The organism is Alteromonas sp. Cnat2-8 (genome assembly GCF_022348355.1).
GTDB lineage: Bacteria > Pseudomonadota > Gammaproteobacteria > Enterobacterales > Alteromonadaceae > Alteromonas > Alteromonas macleodii.
The window spans coordinates 234,957-257,883 of sequence record NZ_JAKREX010000003.1; the positions used below are offsets into that span (position 1 = coordinate 234,957).

Annotated in this window: 14 protein-coding genes; 8 read left to right on the top strand and 6 right to left on the bottom strand. The window is 46.2% G+C overall.

Translation table 11 applies throughout. The features are described from left to right. Positions 1-10 precede the first annotated feature (10 nt). Positions 11-1,648 carry a chaperonin GroEL gene (gene groL / locus MHN00_RS08920; protein WP_014951270.1) on the top strand — a complete coding sequence of 546 codons (1,638 nt, stop codon included), beginning with the start codon at positions 11-13 and terminating at the stop codon, positions 1,646-1,648. Between the two features lie 1,061 nt (positions 1,649-2,709). Then, positions 2,710-4,359 (top strand): group II intron reverse transcriptase/maturase, encoded by a 1,650-nt coding sequence (gene ltrA / locus MHN00_RS08925; protein WP_239300935.1) that lies wholly within the window; start codon positions 2,710-2,712, stop codon positions 4,357-4,359. A gap of 114 nt (positions 4,360-4,473) precedes the next feature. On the opposite strand, the gene MHN00_RS08930 is transcribed toward ltrA, so the two are convergent. From MHN00_RS08930 to MHN00_RS08950, 5 genes are all read right to left on the bottom strand, one after another. Further along, on the bottom strand, positions 4,474-4,629 hold the full coding sequence (locus tag MHN00_RS08930) for a hypothetical protein (RefSeq protein ID WP_239300936.1): 156 nt from the start codon (positions 4,627-4,629) through the stop codon (positions 4,474-4,476). 133 nt (positions 4,630-4,762) lie between these two features. Further along, on the bottom strand, positions 4,763-10,900 hold the full coding sequence (locus tag MHN00_RS08935) for a pectinesterase family protein (RefSeq protein WP_239300937.1): 6,138 nt from the start codon (positions 10,898-10,900) through the stop codon (positions 4,763-4,765). A 98-nt stretch (positions 10,901-10,998) separates the two neighbouring features. Next, positions 10,999-13,932: a TonB-dependent receptor gene (locus MHN00_RS08940; RefSeq protein WP_156087216.1), complete on the bottom strand. Its 2,934-nt coding sequence runs from the start codon at positions 13,930-13,932 to the stop codon at positions 10,999-11,001. Positions 13,933-14,079: 147 nt separating this feature from the next. Next, a complete protein-coding gene (locus MHN00_RS08945) occupies positions 14,080-15,402 on the bottom strand; it encodes a pectate lyase C (RefSeq protein ID WP_239300939.1) in 1,323 nt (440 codons plus the stop codon). Beyond that, complete coding sequence (locus MHN00_RS08950) at positions 15,402-16,145, bottom strand: helix-turn-helix domain-containing protein (RefSeq protein ID WP_239244116.1); 744 nt, start codon at positions 16,143-16,145, stop codon at positions 15,402-15,404. Before MHN00_RS08950 ends, MHN00_RS08945 begins: the two co-directional genes overlap by 1 nt. 516 nt (positions 16,146-16,661) lie before the next feature. On the opposite strand from MHN00_RS08950, the gene MHN00_RS08955 reads away from it, so the two are divergent. The 6 genes from MHN00_RS08955 (at position 16,662) to cyoE (ending at position 22,231) form a co-directional block, all read left to right on the top strand. After that, entirely contained in the window at positions 16,662-17,069 is a 408-nt protein-coding gene (locus MHN00_RS08955; RefSeq protein ID WP_014951265.1) for a hypothetical protein, read from the top strand. 150 nt (positions 17,070-17,219) lie between these two features. Then, positions 17,220-18,161, top strand: coding sequence for a ubiquinol oxidase subunit II (gene cyoA, locus MHN00_RS08960; protein ID WP_239300941.1), 942 nt, complete (start codon positions 17,220-17,222; stop codon positions 18,159-18,161). A gap of 2 nt (positions 18,162-18,163) precedes the next feature. Next, entirely contained in the window at positions 18,164-20,152 is a 1,989-nt protein-coding gene (cyoB, locus tag MHN00_RS08965; protein ID WP_239300943.1) for a cytochrome o ubiquinol oxidase subunit I, read from the top strand. Beyond that, on the top strand, positions 20,149-20,766 hold the full coding sequence (cyoC, locus tag MHN00_RS08970) for a cytochrome o ubiquinol oxidase subunit III (protein WP_014977735.1): 618 nt from the start codon (positions 20,149-20,151) through the stop codon (positions 20,764-20,766). The genes cyoB and cyoC overlap by 4 nt, the downstream gene beginning before the upstream one ends. Continuing rightward, the gene (cyoD, locus tag MHN00_RS08975) at positions 20,766-21,137 is read left to right on the top strand and encodes a cytochrome o ubiquinol oxidase subunit IV (protein WP_239300944.1); all 372 of its coding nucleotides are present in this window, start codon (positions 20,766-20,768) and stop codon (positions 21,135-21,137) included. The genes cyoC and cyoD overlap by 1 nt, the downstream gene beginning before the upstream one ends. 197 nt (positions 21,138-21,334) lie before the next feature. Then, positions 21,335-22,231 carry a heme o synthase gene (gene cyoE / locus MHN00_RS08980; protein ID WP_239300945.1) on the top strand — a complete coding sequence of 299 codons (897 nt, stop codon included), beginning with the start codon at positions 21,335-21,337 and terminating at the stop codon, positions 22,229-22,231. Positions 22,232-22,359: 128 nt separating this feature from the next. Here the strand turns inward: cyoE and MHN00_RS08985 are convergent, their stop codons facing one another. Beyond that, positions 22,360-22,878 carry a YgjV family protein gene (locus MHN00_RS08985; RefSeq protein ID WP_101566352.1) on the bottom strand — a complete coding sequence of 173 codons (519 nt, stop codon included), beginning with the start codon at positions 22,876-22,878 and terminating at the stop codon, positions 22,360-22,362. Positions 22,879-22,927: the final 49 nt, after the last annotated feature.

Sequence of the window (22,927 nt, forward strand, 5' to 3'; positions counted from 1 at the left end):
GAATTTAATCATGGCAGCTAAAGAAGTACGTTTTGGTGATGACGCTCGCAGTAAAATGCTAAAAGGCGTAAACACACTAGCTAACGCAGTTAAAGTAACACTAGGTCCAAAAGGCCGTAACGTTGTTCTAGACAAGTCTTTCGGTGCACCAACTATCACTAAAGATGGTGTGTCTGTAGCGAAAGAAATCGAGCTTGAAGACAAGTTCGAGAACATGGGCGCGCAGATGGTAAAAGAAGTTGCGTCTAAAGCGAACGACGAAGCAGGTGACGGTACAACTACTGCTACTGTACTTGCTCAAGCAATCGTTACTGAAGGTCTTAAGAGCGTTGCAGCGGGTATGAACCCAATGGATCTTAAGCGCGGTATCGACAAAGCGGTTGCGGCAGCAGTTGAAGAGCTTAAAGCTCTGTCTACTGACTGTGCAGACAGCAAGTCTATCGCTCAAGTAGGTACTATCTCTGCAAACTCTGATTCAGAAGTTGGCGACATCATTGCTCAGGCAATGGAAAAAGTAGGTAAAGAAGGTGTTATCACTGTAGAAGAAGGTCAGGCACTTCAAAACGAACTAGACGTTGTTGAAGGTATGCAGTTCGACCGCGGTTACCTATCTCCATACTTCATCAACAACCAAGAAAACGGTACTGTTGAACTAGACAACCCGTTCATCCTATTGGTTGACAAGAAGATTTCTAACATCCGCGAACTACTTCCTACCCTTGAAGGCGTAGCGAAAGCGGGTAAGCCGCTAATGATCATCGCTGAAGATGTTGAAGGCGAAGCGCTTGCTACACTAGTAGTTAATAACATGCGCGGTATTGTTAAAGTTGCAGCGGTTAAAGCACCAGGTTTCGGTGACCGTCGTAAAGCAATGCTTCAAGACATCGCTATCCTAACTGGCGGTACAGTAATCTCTGAAGAAATTGGTCTAGACCTTGAAAAAGTTCAGCTTGAAGACCTAGGTACTGCTAAGCGCGTAGTTATCAACAAAGACAACACAACAGTTGTTGACGGTAACGGCGACCAAGAAGCGATTGAAGGCCGTTGTGCTCAAATCAAAGGTCAAATTGAAGACTCTACGTCAGACTACGACAAAGAGAAGCTTCAAGAGCGTCTAGCTAAGCTTTCTGGCGGTGTTGCAGTAATTAAAGTTGGTGCAGCAACTGAAGTTGAAATGAAAGAGAAGAAAGACCGCGTAGAAGATGCACTACACGCAACTCGCGCAGCGGTTGAAGAAGGTGTGGTACCTGGTGGTGGTGTAGCACTAGTTCGCGCAGCAGCTAAACTTGCTGACCTTACTGGCGACAACGACGACCAAACAGTAGGTATTAAGCTTGCACTACGTGCAATGGAAGCGCCTCTACGTCAAATCTCTATCAACTCAGGTGCAGAAGCATCTGTAGTAGTTAACGAAGTGAAGAACGGCGAAGGTAACTACGGTTACAACGCAGGTAACGATACTTACGGCGACATGCTAGAGATGGGTATTCTTGACCCAACTAAAGTAACGCGCTCTGCACTACAGTTCGCATCTTCAATTGCTTCACTAATGATCACAACTGAAGCAATGGTAGCTGAACTACCTAAAGAAGACGCACCAGCAATGCCTGATATGGGCGGCATGGGCGGAATGGGCGGCATGATGTAGTGCGACGAGAGTCGCGTAGGTCGCTAACCTAGCAGGCTATATTGATGGTGTGCACTAACTTTTATAAGTTAGTGCCACTAGCCCACCTGCAAATTTAGTAGTCGACTCCGGTATTCGGGGAGTGAACATCGAATGCCGGAATCATTACTTCATTAAGTAATGGTGTCGCGCAATCGTGTTTGCGATTGTTTATAAAAGCGAAACGATTCCGTTATCGCATCACAACGAACCAATCGAAATACACAGTCCTAAGATTGTTCTCTCTTAGGTAGCGAAGCTGATGCTATCGCAACATTATGTAACTGTGGGTTTTGATTCGGCCAGAAATAAATGCTTTAGGGTGTTAAGCCTTATAAATAATTCGACCTAAGATCTACCGGCGTAAGCTGTTGTAGTTATTGTCTCACCGTTTTGCTTTTGGCAAATCGGTAGTGAGACCTGTTATACGGCTAACAGTAGTCTAGGGATAGTGCGATGCTGGTAACGGCATGGTGCGAAGCTTCCTGACAATGTACCCCTGCGTAAGCAGTGTCTTAACTCGTGAGAGTATGCATAGCTGGCTAACAATAAGCTGGCTGGGGGCTAGGCTGGGCAATATGGTTAACGTAAGTGAACTGTTGATAAATACCGTCAACCGCAATGAGCGAAATATTGTTGATGCGCTCTGACCAAAAGGTACGTGGTCGGTTAATCCTTTTACATCTGGGATTACGCCGTCTTATGACCACCGGTAGATAGACAGAACCTAAGTTGTTCGTGTAACTGCAACGGTACTCGGTAAGCCCAATTATCCGCCTGATTGTTCTTAACAATGATACAGGCAGGCAATCCGCAAGGAGCGCTGTTGGATGAGTGGGTAAAGGAGGTTTGAAAAAGCGAATGCTGAGCAGTAATAGCTCAGATAGGGGTTCAAACTTTGCCCTAACCTGAAAGGGTGCAGACTTCAGACTGGTCTTTAATTGTGTGAAGGCTTGTAAAGCCGTCTTAAAACCAACCCAAATGGGGATTAGCTTCCCTTTTGGGCGGGCTTTTCTCCATTTTAGGTTAAGGAGGAAAGCAAGATGAGTACGACAATGTCAGTACCTGCATTCTCCCACCCACCTTCGGGCTGGCATACCATTAACTGGTATCTGGTTCACAGGCAGGTGAGAGGGTGGCAGGTGCGGATCGCAAAGGCGACTAAGCAGCAACAGTGGCGCAGGGTGAAAGCCCTGCAACGTATGTTGGTGCGCTCGTTTGCTGCCAAAGCATTGGCAGTCAAGCGCGTGACTGAGAACCGTGGCAAAGCAACGCCCGGTGTCGATGGGGAGTTGTGGAGCACGCCAGATAGTAAATGGAATGCCATTAGTCGACTACGGCGGCATGGCTATAAGCCTAAGCCGTTACGCAGAGTTTATATCCCAAAGGCAAACGGCAAACGCCGCCCGTTGGGAATACCGACAATGCTGGACAGAGCTATGCAGGCCTTATACCTGCTAGGTCTTGAGCCGGTTTCGGAAACTACTGCGGATCGTAATAGCTATGGTTTTAGACCCATGCGTTCGACCGCTGATGCCATAGAGCAATGCTTTGTGAACATCAGTAGGAAGAGCTCAGCTAAATGGATTTTGGAAGGGGATATTAAGGGGTGTTTCGACAACATCAGTCATGACTGGTTACTTGCCAACATTCCGTTGGATAAACAGGTACTCAGAAAGTGGCTGAAAGCAGGGTTCATGGAGTCTGGTAGTTTACATGCGACAGAAGCGGGAACGCCTCAGGGCGGGATCATTTCTCCTGTTTTGGCCAACATGGCGCTTGATGGTTTGGAAGCGGTGCTTGAATCCCATTTTGGGAAGAAAAATACCAAAGCCGCCTACAAGACCAAGGTCAATTACGTGCGATACGCGGATGACTTCATCATCACAGGAATCTCGCAAGAGTTACTGGAAGATAAAGTCAAACCCCTTGTTGAAGCCTTTATGGCCGAGCGAGGACTAACGCTATCGAAAGAGAAAACACTGGTCACTCATGTTTCTGAGGGTTTTGATTTTCTGGGTCAGAATTTACGCAGTTACAACGGCAAGCTTTTAATTAAGCCTAGCCGAAAGAATCTGCGAAATGTACTCGGAAAGTTGAAGCAAATAGTTGCGGGTAACAAAACAGTCACCGCTGGCAATTTGATAATGATGCTAAACCCTGTTTTACAGGGGTGGGCTAATTATCATCGTCATGTGGTGGCTAAAGAAACCTTCAATTATGTGGACTACAGGGTTTGGAAGATGCTCTGGAAATGGTGCCGAAGACGACATCAAAATCGTCACAAACGCTGGGTTAAGGATAAGTACTTTAAATCAGCAGGTAACCGTAACTGGGTATTTTCTGGCGTAAATGGGAAAGGCAATACCGCTCGACTTGTTTACACCATGGATACGGCAATTAAGCGACATATTAAGATAAAAGCAGAGGCAAATCCGTATTTACCGGAATTTGAAGAATACTTTGAGCAGCGCCTAGAGCGAGTTTGGAAGGAGTCTTTTAAAGGTAGAGATAAGTTGCTAACGCTTTGGCTCAGACAGCGGAAACGCTGTGTTATGTGCAACAACCTGATTACCAAAGAGACAGGGTGGAATATCCATCATGTTATTGAAAGGGTGAAAGGTGGTAGCGATAAACTGAGTAACTTAGTGCTGTTGCATCCCAATTGCCATAGACAACATCACTGTCAATAAAATTGCTATCAGTTTTAGTTACAGTTTTTTATGTGCTAAATTTTATACATTGGAAAGATAACTTGGAGAAGTTTTATGACTTTACAAGGCTTTATCATCGGAATGAGCTTTATTTTATTGGCGTTTCTCGTAGTCTGGATGCTCAATAACGTTGGAATAGAAAAGCATAAACGCGAAAATCATTCCAACGATAATGGGTGCAGTTAGTCGTCGGTCTTTACCAAAATATCGACTTATAGAGGCTTGAGCCGTATGCGGGGAAACTCGCACGTACGGTTCTCAGGGGAGGGACAGCCAGTAATGGCTGTTCCTTACCCGACATCATCCCCCAAGCTTAACGCTTAAAAGAAAGGCGCTGCTCATAGAGCAGCGCCTTTTTTGTTTGTGCTAACTCTTTTGGGAGTTAGTTTAACGGAGGAATGTCATCGGCATTTTGGTTAATTTTACCTACGCCCGAGTAGTTGATAACTCGCTGCTTAACCACGTCGGCATCATCTAGTACGTAGTCGTACGGCACTTCGTAGCTGGATGTTGGCGTGGCATCAGGTCCTGCTACAACGTCACCATCAGCTGGCGTTGTCCACGTTACGCCTTCGCCAAACAGGTTGCCTGACGTGTTCCAGTATCCAATAACGTCTGAGTAGAAAGAAACAATTGGGTTTTGCGTGTTCTCAAACACATTGTTCTCTACCTGAAGCTCTGCACCAATTCTTGAATTGATTGCCGTAGAGGATATCTGATTATAATAGTTGTTATACAAGTGACCGTGACCGTAGCGGAATAACGGTAAACGTGATTCGATATTCTCAAAGCGGTTGTGGTGGAAGGTAATTAAACGCTCGGTATTGTCACTGTCTACATCATTCTCAGTGTGGCCGTGTAACGAGGCTTTCCAATGATCATGAAGGTAGTTGTAAGAGATAGTGATGTTTTTCGCGCCGCGTTTACTATCTACTAATCCGTCGTAGAAATCCTTGTCCACAGACAATGTGCTATAAAGCTCATTGTGGTCAATCCAAATGTTGCTGGTGGTAGAGCCGTCGTTATCACCTTCAATAGAGATAGCGTCTTTACCATCAGTAAGCACGTGGTGGATTTTCAGGTTTTGAATAATCACGTTATTTGCACGTCGAATTAAGATGCCAATGCCGTCGAATTCGCCCCTGTCTGCAACCCCGATAATTGACACATCGTTCATGTCTTTTATTTCAATCGGTGAGCCCGTACCGCCATTGTTTGCGTCGGTAATGGTGCCATCTACATAAACCGTCACTGGGGTGTTGCTGTTCGCTGCGCTATCTAGTGCCGCTTGCAGATCTGCGCCGTTATCTACGGTGACTACTGTACCGCCAGCACCGCCGGTTAATGCATAGTTGTATTGCGCAAAACCGTACGCATCAAGCGTTGGAGCAGGTGCTACATTCGGTAAGTTAGGCTCGCTTGGCACCCAGCCTTCGCCGTTATTAAAGTGAGAGAATATTGCCGTTCTGCTGGTAAGTTCAGTCACTTCGCTGTCGGTAAGAATGTGGGCAAACTGACGGCTTGAAAGATCAAGCGGGTTACCCTGCATATCCATGCTGCCGTATTCACGCCATCCAGCTGCTGCGGTTGCAGGGCTAGGGTTTGGTGCAGGTTGGTCGCGTACTCCTTCGCCCGCCCAGCCGATAGTGGCAATGTGGGTGTCGAAACGGTTATTAATAAGCGTAATATTGTCGAAGTAGCTCGCGCTGCCGCCACTTCTTGCAATATACGTAGAGTCGTCGAGTACACCGTTACCAATAGGGCCTGGGCCATTGGTGAAGCTGCTGTTTAAGAAGATAAACCCTTTATAAGAAATATCAGGTACGCGAGCTTGTAGAATGTAGCCGCCCGCTGTGTCTTCGTCAGGGTTACCATTTTTAGAGTCGCCAATGGTGCGAATTTCGCTGTTTTCAAACAGTGCGGTATTTACGTAACCCCAAATGAAATCAACGTTGCCGGCAATCAATGAGTTGTAGAACCAACTAAAGCCTTTTAACAGCAGCGTATCTTGTTCACTCACAAAGTTCATATCAACGGCAGTTAGACGACCTGAATCACTGTTAAAGTAAATCGTCTCAGCTTGGTTAGAGTAGTCGTTGCTTCTGATGTGTGAGTTTTTCAAAGTGAAGTTCGTTAGCGTCAGGTTATCTACGCCTTCCACTAAAAATACGCTTCTTCCGCCTGATGGCGTGCCCGCCGCAGGTGCTTCGCTCTTGCCACTACCGCTGTTAAAGCTTTCAAAGTTATCGTAGTACACCACGGTATTGTCTCGGCTCTCGCCTTGAAGCGTGACATTGTTGTTACCGCGAAGGAACAGCATTTCCTGATACTCGCCGTCACGAATCGTAATGCGAGATGGCGTATCGCTACTTACGTTTTGCATCACGTAATTAAGCGCACCTTGCACCGTGCGGAAATCCGCTTCGCCGTCATCATCTACGGTAACATTCGCGCCAGAAGGTGCAGCGGCTCTTGTTGCAAAGCGCCAGTTCGCACTCTTGCCAATACCACTAAAGCTTTCACCATTTAGCGTTGCGCCGGTTACCGTACCATCGCTAATGGCTACGTAATACGACTGACCATATTGAAGGGCATTTGTATGAGGCTTAATCACTAATTTGTTGCCTACAACTGATGCTGGGCGGTAAGCCACTTTGCGCTGTCTGTCTTGGCCTTCAAAGCCAATAAAGTCTTCATCAGCTGCAATATTGATAACGTCTACCAGGGTGTCGTCTGTCGCATTGTAAATGCGTACTTCACCGCTACTTCCTAAGGTGGGTTCGCTGTCGAAGGTTAACGAGAGTAGGGTATCGGGATACGCATTGTTATTGCCCGAATACGGTGTGGTATCCGGGAATAAGTCGCCATAGGTGGCGGTAGGCATTGTGAAGCCTTCGCCAACATTAACGGCAATGTGTTTGCTTAACGTAGGGTCAGAGCCAGAAGTAAAAGTTACCATTGCGCTGCCGGCAGCGCGAGGGGTAATGGTAACTTGTGGACCTTGCTGCTCTACGCTGACCACACTCGCATCACTGCTGGTTACGGTAAACGTGTCTTCAGTTATACCGTCGTTTTGTACTGCGGTAACGTAAACGAATAACGGATCGCTACTGGTGGTGGTCTCCCACTCTGTTTCTTTGAAATCCAGAGTAAGTTGAACTGGTTTAACAGCGGGGTCACCTACTTTTAAATCGTCCAGCTCGAACGAACGGTTATTAGTGAAGAGGCCAATCAGTCCCGCTGCGCTATAGGTTGTATCTTCTGCAGTACCCATGTTCTCGCCGTCTAAATAAACGGTGAGTTTCTCGTTTTCCATTTCAAAACGTACGCGATACCACGTGCCGTCTGTACCGTCTTTTTCACCCAGTACAATAGGTGACTTAGCTTGGACAGGGCGAGAAATACTGCCTTCGGTACTTACCGCTACTTCCACTTGTGTACTGCTTGATGAGTTTTGTACATTCAAACCTCCGCCGTACCAGTTTCCAGCGCTATCATAACGACCTAGAAGGAAGATCTGTTTGTTTCGCGTGGTGCTGTTTTGTCTTGGACGAATGCGCGCTTCAACAAAGTAATTTCCATTTTCTGGCAGGTTGCTTAGCGCCGACTCTTTAACCAAGAAAATCTCGCCACCTTCACCGCCAGCGGTGTAGCGCATCACTTTGTTGCCGTCATCTTCTACAATATCAAACGTGCCTTGTGGACCGTTAGAGCCTGCGTCGTCTGAAATAAGCGTGAAGTTATCTAAAGAGCCCGATGCAAAGTCGTCACAGAAGTAAAGCTGTGGTTCATTTTCACAGCTAAACTTGCTGTCATCTGGCGCTTCACCCACATACGATATAACAAAGTTATCGATAACCACTTTGCCGCCACTTTCAGTACGAAGCTGTAGGAACGAGGTGGGTGTACCAATAAATCCATCGATAGTTAGGCGTTGCCCTGGCACAAGGTTATTAACCAGCTCGCTGTAGAATTTAGAGTCGCCGCCATGTATCGATTTGCTGCTACTGCTGGTGTTGTTATCTACATATATCTGGAAGTTGTTGTCGCCTTCACTGTCTTCAACCGCAATGATGTCCATACTAATGGTATATTCACGGCTTAAATCTAATATACCCGTGGTTACAGTGTCATCAGCGGTTGTGTCTGTATTAGGGGTACTGTTGCCCATGGTAAAGCGTGCACTGTCGATGGCTAGTTGGCCTTCGGAGATCACTAAACCTGAGCCGCCGCCCGTTACGCTATAAAACGGTGTCGCACCACCATCGGTCGACTTGTATTCAGGGCTGAAGAAGGTGTCAGCGTCTGTTTCAAACGTTTCCTCTAACAGGGTGTTTTCATCAATATATTCAATGCGAATATTGTCGATGACCACAATAGAGCCACTTTCCGTTCTAAATTGAAGGTACGAGTTAGGCGTTGCTATCTGTCCTTCTACTGTCATGGTGGTTCCCGGTACTAAATCGAGCACAGGCTCATTAAAGAAACGAGAATCTGAACCTAGGTGTGAGTTGGCGCTGCCAGAAGTATTGTTATCCACGTAAATCTGGAATTTGTTGTCGCCTTCAGAATCTTCAGCAGAAATGACATCAAAGATAACATTGTAAGGACGGCTCAAATCCAGTGCACCGGTTGATGATGTATCGTCAGACGAGCTTTGGGTATCTGGTTCAGTATTACCAAGGGTAAAGCGTCCGCCGTCAAGCTGAATACCAGTGTCAATTTGCGTTACCGAGCCACCGGTAATGGTAAACATGGCGACTTGCTCACCCGCTGCATTTTCAATCGCGGCAAAGTTTGTCGAGAAAATATCCTCGCTTTCGCCTGCAAAGGTATAGGAAAGCGGCAGCGGTACGCTTGGAATGACTTCGGGTTCTTCAGGCTCGGTAGGCTCAGGCTCAACCGGAGGCACTGGGTCAACTGCGTCAGCTACCGTCTCAATTTTTAAGTTATCGATAGTGATAGTGGCACTCGAATCTGTGCGCAATTGGAAGAAACTATTAGTTACCGAGCTATCGAGAATTTTCGCGTCAGGTGCACTAGGATCGCCGCCACCAATATCGTCACCCGGCTCATAGGTGTAGGTAAAGCGTGTGCCGGGTACCATTGTGCCGTCCGCTAATCCTTCGCTTACAAACTTAGAAGCAGCACCGTGTACAGAGTTATCTTGCCCTGTGGTGTTGTTATCTACATAAAGGCTGAATGTACCGCCGCCATTGTGAGAAATAACGTCGAAGCTAATGGTAAAACCTTCACTAAGGTTATAAATACCCATGCCTACCGTATCTGATGCCGACGTATTGGCACCTGGGTTGGCTGCAGCATTACCTATACTGAATCGATCGCCTTCAAGGGTAAGTTGACCTGTGGTGGCGTCGACTAGTGGGCTGCCACCTGTTACATAATAAAGCGCGCCAGCATCTGGCTCTTCACTTAAACGCTTGTACGACGATGAGAAAAACGTATCGGTATCGGTATCGAAATTCTCTTCAAGCGCCGCCTGGATAGAATTCGCTGCTTCCTCTAATTTTGCCAGTTCAACATCTGCTTGTTCTTGGGTAAATGCAAACAGGTAGTTTTGCGGGTCTTCATTGGCAAGGCAGCTTTCAACATGAAGCACTAACGGCATAGACTGAGCGTTATCTGGAGATACCACGCACAAACTGTATACCTCGTTAACCGTGTTGAAAGCACGGGAAATAAGATACTCAGTTTGCTCACCGTAGCTAAGGGCTATGACTTTTCGTCCAAAAGAGAATTCATAGTTACCCGTTGTGCTTTCCTCACCGTGCACTCTTACGAATGTACCTGACAAATTCGTTTCGTCGTCTGGCGTAAAGGTGTAAGTGGCTTGAGATACACTTCTGCCTTCCAGTGTTGGTGCGTAAATGTCGCCTGTGAAGCGGGTTACATCAAAGGTGTTAGGGAAGAGCGTGCCTAATTCGGCTTCAAGGTAATTTACGAAATGGCTGATAGCCTGTGCTTTATCCACAAGCGTAGCACTGGCTCCGCCAGCAGAACCAAGCCACACCTCTACATCCGCTGCAAAATCAGCATCAGATTGATTAAAGAAATCTTCAATGGTTTGCCCTTCGTCGAGGGTTGCCACTGCTACATCGCCGGCACTGGCGCTTAGTGTTATACCGTTACTTGGATCGCCATCGGTATCAAGAGATTGTAAAAGTCGAAGGGTGTTTACGACCGACTGGTTAAAAGGATTGTCGGTTGCGAATAGGTCAAGAGGAGAGATAACGCTCGATGCTGGGGTTTCTGGAAACGCCAGCTGACCTATGCTGAAAGCGAGCTGTTCGCCTCTGAAGTAAGAGTATTCACCCTGCGCATTGGTGGTGCCGTTTTCCACAGAAGCAGAAGAATAATTAATTCCTTCAACGGGGCTATCAACAAATACGCCAGTAAGTGCTGGGTCGGGGGGGAGGGTTACGTTGGTAGAGCTTTTCTCGCCGCAGGCAGTAACGAGAATAACACCACCCATCAGGGCAGCAATTTTCGTGAGTTTCATGGTACTCAATCTCCATATTTTACTGGGCGTACTACCGCACTACATGTCCGCTCCAGCTTTATTATGTGGAAAAGGCCGGGTTTCCCCGGCACAGACAATTAGTAGAACTTGATATTTACACCCAGCTGATAGCTGCGGCCGTACTCTTCTTTCTGGTACAGAATATTACCGCCGCTTAACGCGTTACCCTGGAAGTAGCGAAGGTCTGACTCCTCGGTAAGGTTGATGGCGTCAAAGTACAATTGTGCGTACTCGGTAATGTCGTACTGAAGTTTAAAGTCTAAGCTTTTAACCGAATCTTGATATTGGTCACCCCAAATCTTGCAGGACTTAGGGTCGTTAAGATCGGCAGTAATTGGGCATGAGCCAATTTGTTCAAGAACTTCAGAACGCACGTTACCAATTAAGCGAGCTGAGAACGTTTCGCTCTCCCAACCAAATACAAGATTGAAGGTGGTATCAGCTTGGTCGGGCAGTGCCACTTTGCCTTGACGAATACTGCTATCCAGCGTGGCTTCACTATCTAGGATGGTGGCGTTACTTTGAATGAATAGACCATTTTCAAAGTACTGGTTGTAGCTAAGCTCTAACCCGATAACCGAGGCTTTGTTGCCGTTAACGGTAATGTTTATCTCGTTAAGATATAAATCTTGCGGAATAACAAACTCAGTCACCTGGTTTACCGGAAGCGTTAGCGGCAGGTCATTAAGCGCCATGCCAATTCCGTTTACATCTACGATAAAGTTGTCGATGTCTTTATAGAAAACTGCCGCTTCCATAAAGAGGTTTTCGCTTGGATACCAGCCAATTGACGCATCGTAGTTAATAGATGTCATTGCAACGAGGTTAGGGTTACCCACATCTAGTGCATTATCAGAACCCAACACATACTGGCTTAACTGTTGAAGCGATGCGCCACCTTGACTGTCATCACAATCGTCAGAACCCGGAGGACAAAGCTCAATATCGCTGTCAAACACAGCAAATGCACGGGCTTGTTTAAACGACGGGCGAGTAAAACTCGTCCATGCTGCGGCACGCACTAAGAAGTTTTCACTCGGTTCCCATTTAATGTGTGCACTAGGGAAAAACTCACTGTATTTAATAGACGCTTCTGGAAGAGGGATAGCAATATCCAATGCACCAGCCCCTGCGCCATTAAACTCAAAGTCATCGTTTTCTAAAGACAAAAAGCCGGTAGAAGAGAACTCGGTTTGTGTCCAGCGAACGCCGGTTGTTAGTGTGGCATCTGCGCCTAATGGTAACTCTGCCATTGCGTATACAGCCTGCGTATCTTCGGTAATGCTGTAGTCGCCCTTAGTGCTTTCGATCGACACTTCGCCATTTGTGGCAGGCTCAACCGTTTGACGAGTGGCATCAACAATTTGGTCGACAACTGCGCGGCTTTCAAACGGCAGCTGGAATGCGCTATTTGAAGGTATTTGGGTGTCATAGTCGGCAAGGGTAGAATTCACTGCGGCAATACATGCGTCGTCGCTACAGTCGCCGGCAGAAGGGTCGAAACTCCACCGGTCCTTGTCACGCACGTGATCGCGCTCGCTCACCTGCACACCAAATTTAATGGTGTTTAACCAGTCATTAAAAATGTCGGTTCGCAAGTTAAGGTTCACTGTCTTAATTTCATCAATTCGCGTTCCGCCTTCTAAAAACAGGTTATCGAATTGATAATTTGAAAGGTCAGAACCATCGCCACTACCCGACGTTCCAAAAATACTGTTTTCCGGGTCGTAGGTTAGACCTGCGATTTCAGCAGCTTCCTGTGGGCTTAAAATGCGGGCGTTAATGTTGTCGCGACCGCCTTGACCATAAACAATCAGGTCTCGTTCACGGAATTGAACGCGGCGGTCACCAGTGGAGTCTTCTTCAGAGCGAGATTGAGCGTATTCGTAGTCAAACACGAAGCGTTCAGCAATACGGTTTTCGCCCCCTAAGCTGAACGTTATGGTTTTGTTCTTACTTTCTTGTAGGAAATGCTGGTGGAATACGTCTATATCGCTAAGAATAAACTCTTTCGTAGCGCCGTTTACGTATACAATTTCATCGTTTCCGACAGAGCCTGCATCTTGAAAATCGTAAAATTCTCGCTGTGCGCGATCATCATCTTCAAACTGAGTGAACGTGCCTTTGGCATAATAGTAAGCGTCTGCAGAGGGCTTGTATTCAAGGTTTAGTGCTGCAGCTTGACGAGTTCTTCCTGCAATTTCGCGACGAACTTCTAACTGAGAAGGCGCAAGAATTTCGTCACCCTGGGCAATTTCTTCTTCTGTTTTACCCAAGTCGGCGGTGTAAAACTTCATTTCGTTGGTGCTGTGGTGGCGCGTTTCGTCTATCTGGGTTTTGCGGTCTTCGTGAGAGATGGCAAAGCCAATACCAAAGGTGTTGTCGAGGAAAAACTGGGTGCCGTCTAAGCTAAATTTCGGAGAGTGCTTTTCGCGCGCTTCTGAATATGCGTCTTGAACACGCATTTTTAATGTATTTTTGCCGCGATCGAAAGCTGAAATTGCTTTAACGTTGACCGTACCGCCAATGGAATTTAGGTTTTGGTCTGGGGTGAGTGTTTTCAGCACTTCAATGGTACCGAGAAGGTCAGCAGGAAGTGCGTCTAATCCCACTTTCCGTTCTTCGCCTGCACCAGACATTTGTGCGCCGTTCATATTTATGGATACGAAGCCGGGTCCTAAGCCCCGTACGGTGACAAACTTACCTTCGCCTTCAGAGCGCTGTAGCGTAACACCCGGCAGTCGTCGAAGGGACTCCGCCACGTTCTGATCAACAAAATTGCCTAAATCATCGGTAGAAATAACAGAGCTAAAGCCGCTTTTCATGCGTTCTAAGTCACGCGCTTTAAGGTCTGCCTGTTTAACACCCTTTACTTCAACTACTTCAATTTCGCTAGGGGTCTCATTTGTTTCAGTTTGCTCGGTATTTTCCTGAGCGGGTGCAGTTTGCGCCATGCTGGAAAACGCCGTGGACACGGCTAGAGCGAGGGCTGTCCATTGAAACACTTTCATGTTTTGAACTCCTAAATTCCAAAATCGACATAGCTGTAGTATTTGTATTTTGCTATGCCACCGGTGGCAGTATTGATCTTGTCAGATAGGAATGCACTAATATTTAACGTTTATTTCACAAATTATTAATATATGAATATTTAGTGATCACAGTGTTGGGACTCCTGCGAGTACCCGCCATGAGTTTTCTTCATGAAAAGTAAGAGAGGGCGCGGGGTTGGCAGTAAAGTAGCTGCTGTAAATTGACCAGTCAACCACATCTAATTCACTATCAATTATCCCATTTTTGCTTGTGTACTGATTGCTTTGTATTTGCTTAAGTATGCGCGAGTCTACAGGGTCTAGATCTTTACCTGTGCGGGTGAGATTAGCACCTACGTCTTGGTTTTCAATCAAGCTTGTCCATGTTTGCTGTGCAGTAAGTTGCGCATCGCCTAATTTATCTATTTCATTCTGATGAAAAGGCGACGTTGAAAGAGAACGAGTGATTACGTCTTTTTCTTTCTTTGAACCGGTTTTGGCGCTCTTAACATCTATGCCTTTACTGTTGTCCTCAGACATGTCGCTATAGCCCTTCATCACGTTTTCAGCAACATACAGTCGAGTGAGTGATTCCTTATCGTCCCATAATTGGAAAAACCATAGCTTTTTCGTAGCGGGGCCTGGGGCATAAATATTCCCAACCAGATTTGCGGTGCCGTTTTCGCCGCCATAAGCTGAGTTTTTTTGCCAGTTGGCAATAACGTTATTTTTGATATCAACGAATTCTTGCTGCTGTGGGTAAGGCGGGTTCAGTCGCCATCCGTTAATGCGCGGGTTTCTACTGGTATGATTGGCCAATATATTGCGCAAAAAGCTAGCATTACTGCCACCCCAAATGCCGCCATAGCCATGACTACCTTTGTGATGGCCCGCGTTGTTTAAACTCTCTGATAGTATGCTGTATTGCAGTGTAAAGCGTTGGTTATTGTAGAAAGAGCCTACTTCGTCTTTTGACCAACTTAGCGAACAATGATCGATAATGACATCAGTGGTATTTCTAACGGTTACTGCATCGCCTTCTTCACTGTCTTTCCCCGGCCTAAAGCGCATGTGACGAATAATAACCTGGTTAGCTTCAACGCTTGTTGATGCGCCAGAAATTACAATTCCGTGGGGAGATGTCTGTCCTGCAATGGTGACGTTGCCATGTTTTATTTCTAACTCCTTTTCTAGCGCGATCACGCCAGACACATTAAAGACAATCAGTCTGGGATAGTCTTGCGCAATAGCCCATCGCAATGTTCCCTCTTGTGGGCTTTTAGCATTATCAGACAAAGAGCTAACAACTAACACTTTTCCTTGGTTTCCACCTTGTGTGTATTTTCCGAACCCCAGCGCACCTTCAAACGCCAATGATTGTGCGTGACAGTTAGACAAGGCGAGAAACGCGACGAAAGCGACAATCAGTTGAATTGGAATATATTTCATTACTGCATGTCCTGCTCGTAAGGGTGGGCACCGGTGGTTGGTTGGCGGGCGATGTCTTTGAGTTTAGCGCTCCATGCTTGGAGTACCTTAACGTCGTGGATCATACCCTCTAGTTCTATTGCTAAAATTGATACAAGCTCTCCATCTCGCATGAAGACTGGCACGGCAACAAGCGTTACGTTGCGCGGTGCGAAGTGGCTGACGGCATAGCCTCTGGTACAAGTTGTTGCTCGTAATTTCGCGGCTTGTTGTTCATCAAAGTTTGCGGGGTGTGTGCTGTCGTTCATGTTTTGATACTTGGGATGGTAGGCCAACATGACATGACCCGCAGCAGATTCAAATAAGGGCAGTTTTGTCCCTGGCCTAATTGTTGTTATTTGCTTTTCTCTGGCATCTAAAACGTCAATTACAAACGCGCAGTAGTCGCCTAATGTGCAGATGATTGCGCTAGCGTTGGTTGCAGCTATAAGTTTCGAAAGCGCAGGTGCAGTGATTCTCTGAACGTATCTGCTGCGCGAGTTAGCGGCGCTAATTTCGTAAATGCGTGTGCCATAGAAGTATTTTGTACCACGCTTTTCGACTACCCGTTCGCTGGTTAATGTTCTAAGTAATCTAAATACTGATGTGCGGGGAAGTTTAAGCGCTGACTCAATTTCAGAGGCACTTAAACCCGAGCGAGACTCGGCGATGGCTTGACATAGCTGCAGCGCCTGCATAACACTGGGAATAACATACCTTTCCATCTTTTTGCGGTCCCGAAATCAAGATAATATTGCTCGATATTAACACGAATTAAACAAAATGCTACCGGTGGCATTTTAAATTATTGATGATTTTTAAATCAATCACATTGAGAAAAGAGAGAAAACTGTCGTGCAACTCATCGCATCTATAAGAAGGTTAACGCTTTATCAACCGCGTCCGGTAAGCGGTTTAATTTTGTATATTTAAAACAAAAAATTAACATGTGTAGGTGCTGTCGAGGTGCAAGTTGAAGACTCAGCGAGCGGAAAAGTGAATGAATGCGTGACATCTATGCTAAGGGCGACGATAAATCTGTGGAAGCAGAGTCTTACCTTTTGAATGTTAATAAAATAGTTATTTGTGTCTGGTGCTTTAATTACTAGGTCTTTTTAGCCCGTCGATAGGTGGCTTGTACTTGTCCTTATTTGAGATTACTCTGCCACGCCTGCTTTCTCATTCTCATTTGAAGCAGCGTTAAACTTAGAGCATTGTTCTTGTAAGGCATTACATTCTATATGGCACCACGTTCTTTCGTTTTTTTAGACGAACTGAATTCTTCGATTAGACCCGCAATAAACTACACCAGTGGTGTAGGCGCTATGCTGTGGTTGGCTAATCTGGTGTTACTGCTGAACATTGCGCTAGTTATCAGTGGTACCTTGGCTGACTCGGCAGAATTTGTCAGTGCGTTTAATGAAAGTTTGGTTGTAGAGCCTTTTTTCATTGCACTGGCCAATCACACGCTTTCGCAATTTATTGTTCCCACCATTGCATTAGTGTTAGTTGGTCTCTTGGTTAAAGCCACGGCTATAGCAAAGGCGCAAATAACAAAACAGCGCCGACCTATTCCTTACCTTTGCCCTACATTCCCCCAGCCTTTTGTTCAGACGGTTGGCAGTAGAGCGCCCCCACTTTTTAGTTAAACGTCTCCGATTTGATTATCTAACGCCGAAAGCGTTGCGCAGTATGTGTGACAAAGCTTTACCGGTGTGTTTTTCGATGCTGTAACGCTGCCATTCTCTATTAAGCGGCCCAGTCATCGCCGTTTAACTTGTGGGTTATAGGAACTTGTTTTGTCTATTCGTAACCTTTTTACTTTAATTGCTGCTGGTGCAGGGCTGACGTTGGCCGGTTGCAGCGGTGGCGTGCTTGACCCTAAAGGGCAAGTGGGTATGGATGAAAAGAATCTGATTATTCTTTGCACCATCCTAATGCTGATTGTTGTTGTTCCCGTTATTTTTCTTACGCTTTACTTTGCGTGGAAGTATCGCGCTAGTCGCGATTTCGAAATTTATACCCCTAAATGGGCACATTCGACCAAAATAGAAGCGGTGGTGTGGTCCATTCCAATTCTCATTGTCGTGTCGTTGAGTGTGATCACCTGGCGCTCTACTCACGCACTCGACCCTTATGCACCGCTAGAAGGTCAAGGAGAGCATCTTACTGTCGAAGTAGTCTCGCTCAACTGGAAGTGGCTGTTTATTTATCCTGAACAAGGTATCGCAACGGTCAATGAATTGGTGTTTCCAGCCAATAAACCCGTTGCGTTTAAGATTACTTCTGAAAGCACCATGAATTCGTTTTTTATTCCTCAGCTAGGAAGCCAGATTTATTCCATGGCGGGAATGGAAACCAAGCTTCATCTTATTGCCGACGAGCCAGGTACGTACAAAGGCATTTCTTCAAATTACAGCGGTGCGGGATTCACTGGAATGAAGTTTAACGCTATTGCCACACCTACCGAGGATGACTTCGAGGCGTGGGTTGCCAGCGTTAAGCAGTCGCAAACATCGTTAACGTCAGGTGCCTACGAGCAGCTTGCTGAGCCAAGCGAAAACAATCCGGTGACCTATTTCAGCAAAGTCGATGACGGTCTATTTCATAACATCGTTATGAAATACATGAAAGATCACGGCTCTATGGATTTCTACAACAAGCCGGAAAATGCCGCCATGGGCGAACATCACGCCATGCCTGAAATGCAACACAGCCATCACCAAGAGGATGCACAATAACCATGTCTTTATTAGGTAAATTATCTATTGAGGCCGTGCCCTATCACGAGCCGATTATTATGGTGACACTTGCTGTTGTGGCAGTGGTGGGTGTGCTCATTGCCATGCTTATCACCAAGCACAAACAGTGGGGAACCCTGTGGTTTGATTGGATAACGTCTGTCGACCACAAACGTCTTGGAATTATGTACATTGTGTTGGCAATGATCATGCTTCTGCGTGGCTTCGCCGACGCCATTATGATGCGTACTCAGCTTGCAATGGCAACCAATGGTGCGCCAGGGTATCTACCGCCAGAGCACTACGACCAAATCTTCACGGCCCATGGCGTTATCATGATTATCTTCATGGCGATGCCGTTTATGATTGGGTTGATGAATATCATTTTGCCACTACAAATTGGTGCTCGCGATGTGGCGTTTCCATTTTTAAATAACTTAAGTTTTTGGCTGACCGCAGGTGGCGCAATTCTAGTAAATGTGTCTTTGGGTTTAGGTGAATTCGCAAAAACAGGGTGGGTTGCTTATCCGCCGCTAGCCGGGTTGGAGTTTAGTCCCGGGGTTGGCGTCGACTATTATATATGGGCCCTGCAGATATCCGGACTCGGTACGCTGCTAACCGCCGTAAACTTCTTAGTTACCGTGTTTAAAATGCGTGCGCCCGGCATGAAGTTAATGCAAATGCCTATTTTCACATGGACCTGTACGTGGGCGAACATTCTGATTGCTGCTTCGTTCCCTATTCTTACGGCTGTGTTGGCTATGCTAACCCTAGACCGCTACATGGACTTCCACTTCTTCACGAATGAAGCCGGTGGTAACTCGATGATGTATATCAACCTATTCTGGGCGTGGGGACACCCTGAGGTTTATATTCTGGTACTGCCTGCATTTGGTATTTTTTCAGAAGTTATATCTACGTTTACCGCTAAGCGCCTGTTTGGCTACAAGTCGATGGTGTATGCGTCGGGTGCCATTGCCATTCTTGGTTTTATTGTCTGGCTACATCACTTCTTTACCATGGGTTCAAGCGCCAATGTGAATGCCTTCTTCGGCATTATGACTATGGTTATTGCCGTACCCACGGGCGTGAAACTGTTTAACTGGCTATTCACCATGTATCGCGGTCGCTTAATATTGAGTGTGCCTGTACTGTGGACGTTAGGCTTTATGGTGACCTTCACCATTGGCGGCATGACAGGGGTGTTACTTGCTATTCCAGGTGCTGACTACGTACTTCATAATAGCTTGTTTCTCATTGCGCACTTTCACAACACCATTATTGGTGGTGCGGTATTTGGCTATCTGGCTGGCTTTGCTTTTTGGTTCCCGAAAGCCATGGGCTTTAAGCTTGACGAAAAAACCGGAAAAGCAGCCTTTTGGTGCTGGCAAATTGGTTTTCTTTTGGCGTTCATGCCCCTGTACGTGCTTGGCTTTTTGGGTATGACACGCCGCTTAAATCACACCGACAATCCTGACTGGAATATCTGGTTATACATTGCTGCATTTGGTGCGTTTGTTATAGCAATTGGTATTTTCTTCCAGCTACTTCAGCTGTTTGTAAGCTTCAAAAACAAAGAAAAACTTAACGATACAACGGGCGATCCGTGGAATGGTCACACGCTAGAGTGGTCAACGGCGTCACCGCCTCAATTTTACAATTTTGCCAAGATTCCTCACATCAAAGACATTGATGCATGGACGGATATGAAGGAGCGCGGCGAGTCGTATCAACGCCCTGAAAAATACACACCTATTCATATGCCAAAAAATACTTCAGCCGGAGTTTTCATGAGCATGAGCTTTACTCTAATGGGCTTTGCGCTTATCTGGCATATTTGGTGGCTTGCTGTTGTCGGTTTAGTGGCAGGAATAGGAGTATTTATTAAGCGTTGCTATACCTCGGATGTTGATTACTACGTGCAGGTAGATGAGGTTGAACGAGTTGAAGCTACGCACTTAAGTGCCAATACAGTGGGAGGTCGCTCATGAGTACTATTGCAACATCAAGCGCCGCATCAATGCCGCATGAACACGCACACGAAGAACATCATGAAAACAACACCGTGTTTGGTTTCTGGTTGTATTTAATGACCGACTGTTTGTTGTTTGCTTCTTTCTTTGCCACCTATGCCGTGCTGTTTATGAATACGGCGGGCGGTGTGTCTGGCAAAGATATTTTCGAGCTCAACTTTGTTGCAGTTGAAACAGCCGCTCTGCTTTTAAGCAGCATTACCTTTGGCTTTGCCATGATATGTGCTCACCGACAAAACAAGTCAGGCGCCCTTGCTTGGCTGGCGGTGACATGGGCACTGGGTGCGTGTTTTATTGGTATGGAGGTGTACGAATTTCATCACCTTATTGAGCATGGCAACGGGCCGCAGCAAAGTGCGTTTCTAACGGCGTTTTTCTCGTTAGTGGGACTGCACGGACTGCACGTTACAGCGGGCCTTATTTGGATGACAATCATGTTTATTGAAGTAACCCGCCGAGGTCTAGGTGAGCAAACTGTTACTCGACTTAGTTGCTTAAGTCTGTTTTGGCACTTCCTCGATATCGTATGGATATGTGTATTTACCGTAGTGTATTTAATGGGGGCAATGTAATGGCGTTACACGATGCAAAATTAGCTTCAAATACGGACGGTCACGCTTCATCGACCCACAATAGTGATGACGCACATGGCGATGTGAAGTCTTATATTATTGGCTTCATTCTATCTGTGGTACTTACCGCTATTCCGTTCACCCTAGTGATGAATGGCGACCTATCTAAAGTTACTACGATTTGGAGCGTGGTAACTTTGGGCTTGGTTCAAATGTGGGTGCACCTTAAATACTTTTTGCACCTTAACTTTGTTACCGAAGAAGGCAGAGCCAATACGTTTTCATTCTTATTCAGTGCGCTTATTATTTTCATGGTGGTTGGATTATCCGTTTGGATCATCTACGAATCAAACGCCATGATGATGTATTAGCAAATCTCTGTATATGCGTGGTCTAGCCTGACGATCATGTCAGGCTTTTCAATGTGATTAATTCATCGCGGTAAGTACGTTAAGCCCTCATGTTTCGCCCTTCTATTGGTGCAACCTATTTTGGGGGCAACATTGGGGCTTCTCAGTACACCTTGATACGTGTCTAAATGGGCGCGTTCTAAATTTGGATTTTACCCATGACCTCTACTTATAAACGTTACCTCTCAGTTACCAAGCCCGGCATTATTATGGGCAATGCTATTTCGGTAACGGGCGGTTTCTTGCTCGCGTCCCGTGGCGATATAGATTATTGGCTATTGCTCGCAACGCTCATCGGTTTATCGCTGGTGGTGGCTTCAGGTTGTGTCATTAATAACTGCATTGACCGAGATATCGACGGCAAAATGCAGCGCACGGCTAACCGGGTTACGGTAACAGGCGAGTTACCATTACTTACTGCGATGTTGCACGGTGCTGTGCTGGGTATTGCAGGGTTTGGCTTGTTAGCGCTTTACACCAACCTTACTGCCGTATTTTTTGCCGCTTTTGGCTACGTCATTTATGTGGGTGTTTACAGCCTGTATATGAAGCGAAATTCTGTGTATGGCACCTTCGTTGGCAGTTTGTCGGGGGCCGTTCCGCCCGTAGTCGGTTATTGCGCCGCGAGCGGTCAGTTTGATATGGCTGCGGCTATTTTGCTGGGTATATTCAGCATTTGGCAAATGCCCCATTCTTATGCCATCGCTATCTTTAGATATAACGACTATAAGGCGGCTGGCATTCCAGTATTGCCTGTATCGCAAGGTATCGCGAAAGCAAAACGCCATATTGTTCTTCATATTGCGTTATTTGCTTTAGTTGTAATGCTGCTTCCACTTAGCGGTTATACGGGGATTGGCTTTTTAACAGTAGCTTTCGCAACAAGCCTTTGGTGGCTGTTGATGGCGCTGCGCGGATACAGACCCGACATCAACGTAGAAGGCTGGGCAAAACGTGTTTTTGGTTTCTCCATTGTTAATATAACGCTGTTATCCGTCGCTATGTCACTGGACTATCACACGTCAGTAACGAGTCTGTTTGCACTTTCGTTTTGAATAAGGCGTTTCTAGTCATTCGGTAATATTTGCTTGAAAGCTTCCAATACAGTGTGCGTATAGCAATTCATTCACTTTGGGCAATCAAGGCGTGTAGATTGGGAGCATAGTCTGGCATAGATTGGGAATCAGGCCTGACCGAGTGCTTTTTGCCCTCTGTACAAGCGAATAATGGTGAAGCTATTAACTGCCAGTAACGTAGCTTCAAGCAAGGTGCCGCCAATAGAGCCGACAATAATATTGTTGGTTAGCCAACATATTGCACCGCACAAAAACGCTAAACGCATGCGGATCCCCGATAAACAAAACAAGGCATAAGTGCCTATACACGTTCCCAAAATAGGGAATAAATCGTACCAAACTTCGGCCAAATACAGCCCGGCTGCTAGCGATATTAATATAAATAGATAGGCGACACTGCGAGAACGGGTTTTAATCGAAATGCCTGTTCTTACCACTGAAAGCAAGGCACTTAAGCATGCGGTTACGGCACCAAGTAGCGCAAAATGCAGGGCGTGATTTAAATTCATCACCACCATCATTATTCTCAGGTGCTGATCATCACGCTGATAAAAGCACAAAATGCCAAGCGCAAAACTCAGCATTCCTATCGCTTGGGCTAAGTCGAATTCTGGTATTATCAACATTTTATTCGCGCTAGTGGCTTATTTAACATTCCTACAATTAAAATCTATC

Bases quoted from the DNA above. Each gene is read 5' to 3' on its own strand.
- groL (WP_014951270.1), top strand. From the start codon at position 11: ATGGCAGCTAAAGAAGTACGTTTTGGTGATGACGCTCGCAGTAAAATG.
- ltrA (WP_239300935.1), top strand. From the start codon at position 2,710: ATGAGTACGACAATGTCAGTACCTGCATTCTCCCACCCACCTTCGGGC.
- MHN00_RS08935 (WP_239300937.1), bottom strand. From the start codon at position 10,900: ATGAAACTCACGAAAATTGCTGCCCTGATGGGTGGTGTTATTCTCGTT.
- MHN00_RS08940 (WP_156087216.1), bottom strand. From the start codon at position 13,932: ATGAAAGTGTTTCAATGGACAGCCCTCGCTCTAGCCGTGTCCACGGCG.
- MHN00_RS08945 (WP_239300939.1), bottom strand. From the start codon at position 15,402: ATGAAATATATTCCAATTCAACTGATTGTCGCTTTCGTCGCGTTTCTC.
- MHN00_RS08950 (WP_239244116.1), bottom strand. From the start codon at position 16,145: ATGGAAAGGTATGTTATTCCCAGTGTTATGCAGGCGCTGCAGCTATGT.
- MHN00_RS08955 (WP_014951265.1), top strand. From the start codon at position 16,662: ATGGCACCACGTTCTTTCGTTTTTTTAGACGAACTGAATTCTTCGATT.
- cyoB (WP_239300943.1), top strand. From the start codon at position 18,164: ATGTCTTTATTAGGTAAATTATCTATTGAGGCCGTGCCCTATCACGAG.
- cyoC (WP_014977735.1), top strand. From the start codon at position 20,149: ATGAGTACTATTGCAACATCAAGCGCCGCATCAATGCCGCATGAACAC.
- cyoD (WP_239300944.1), top strand. From the start codon at position 20,766: ATGGCGTTACACGATGCAAAATTAGCTTCAAATACGGACGGTCACGCT.
- cyoE (WP_239300945.1), top strand. From the start codon at position 21,335: ATGACCTCTACTTATAAACGTTACCTCTCAGTTACCAAGCCCGGCATT.
- MHN00_RS08985 (WP_101566352.1), bottom strand. From the start codon at position 22,878: ATGTTGATAATACCAGAATTCGACTTAGCCCAAGCGATAGGAATGCTG.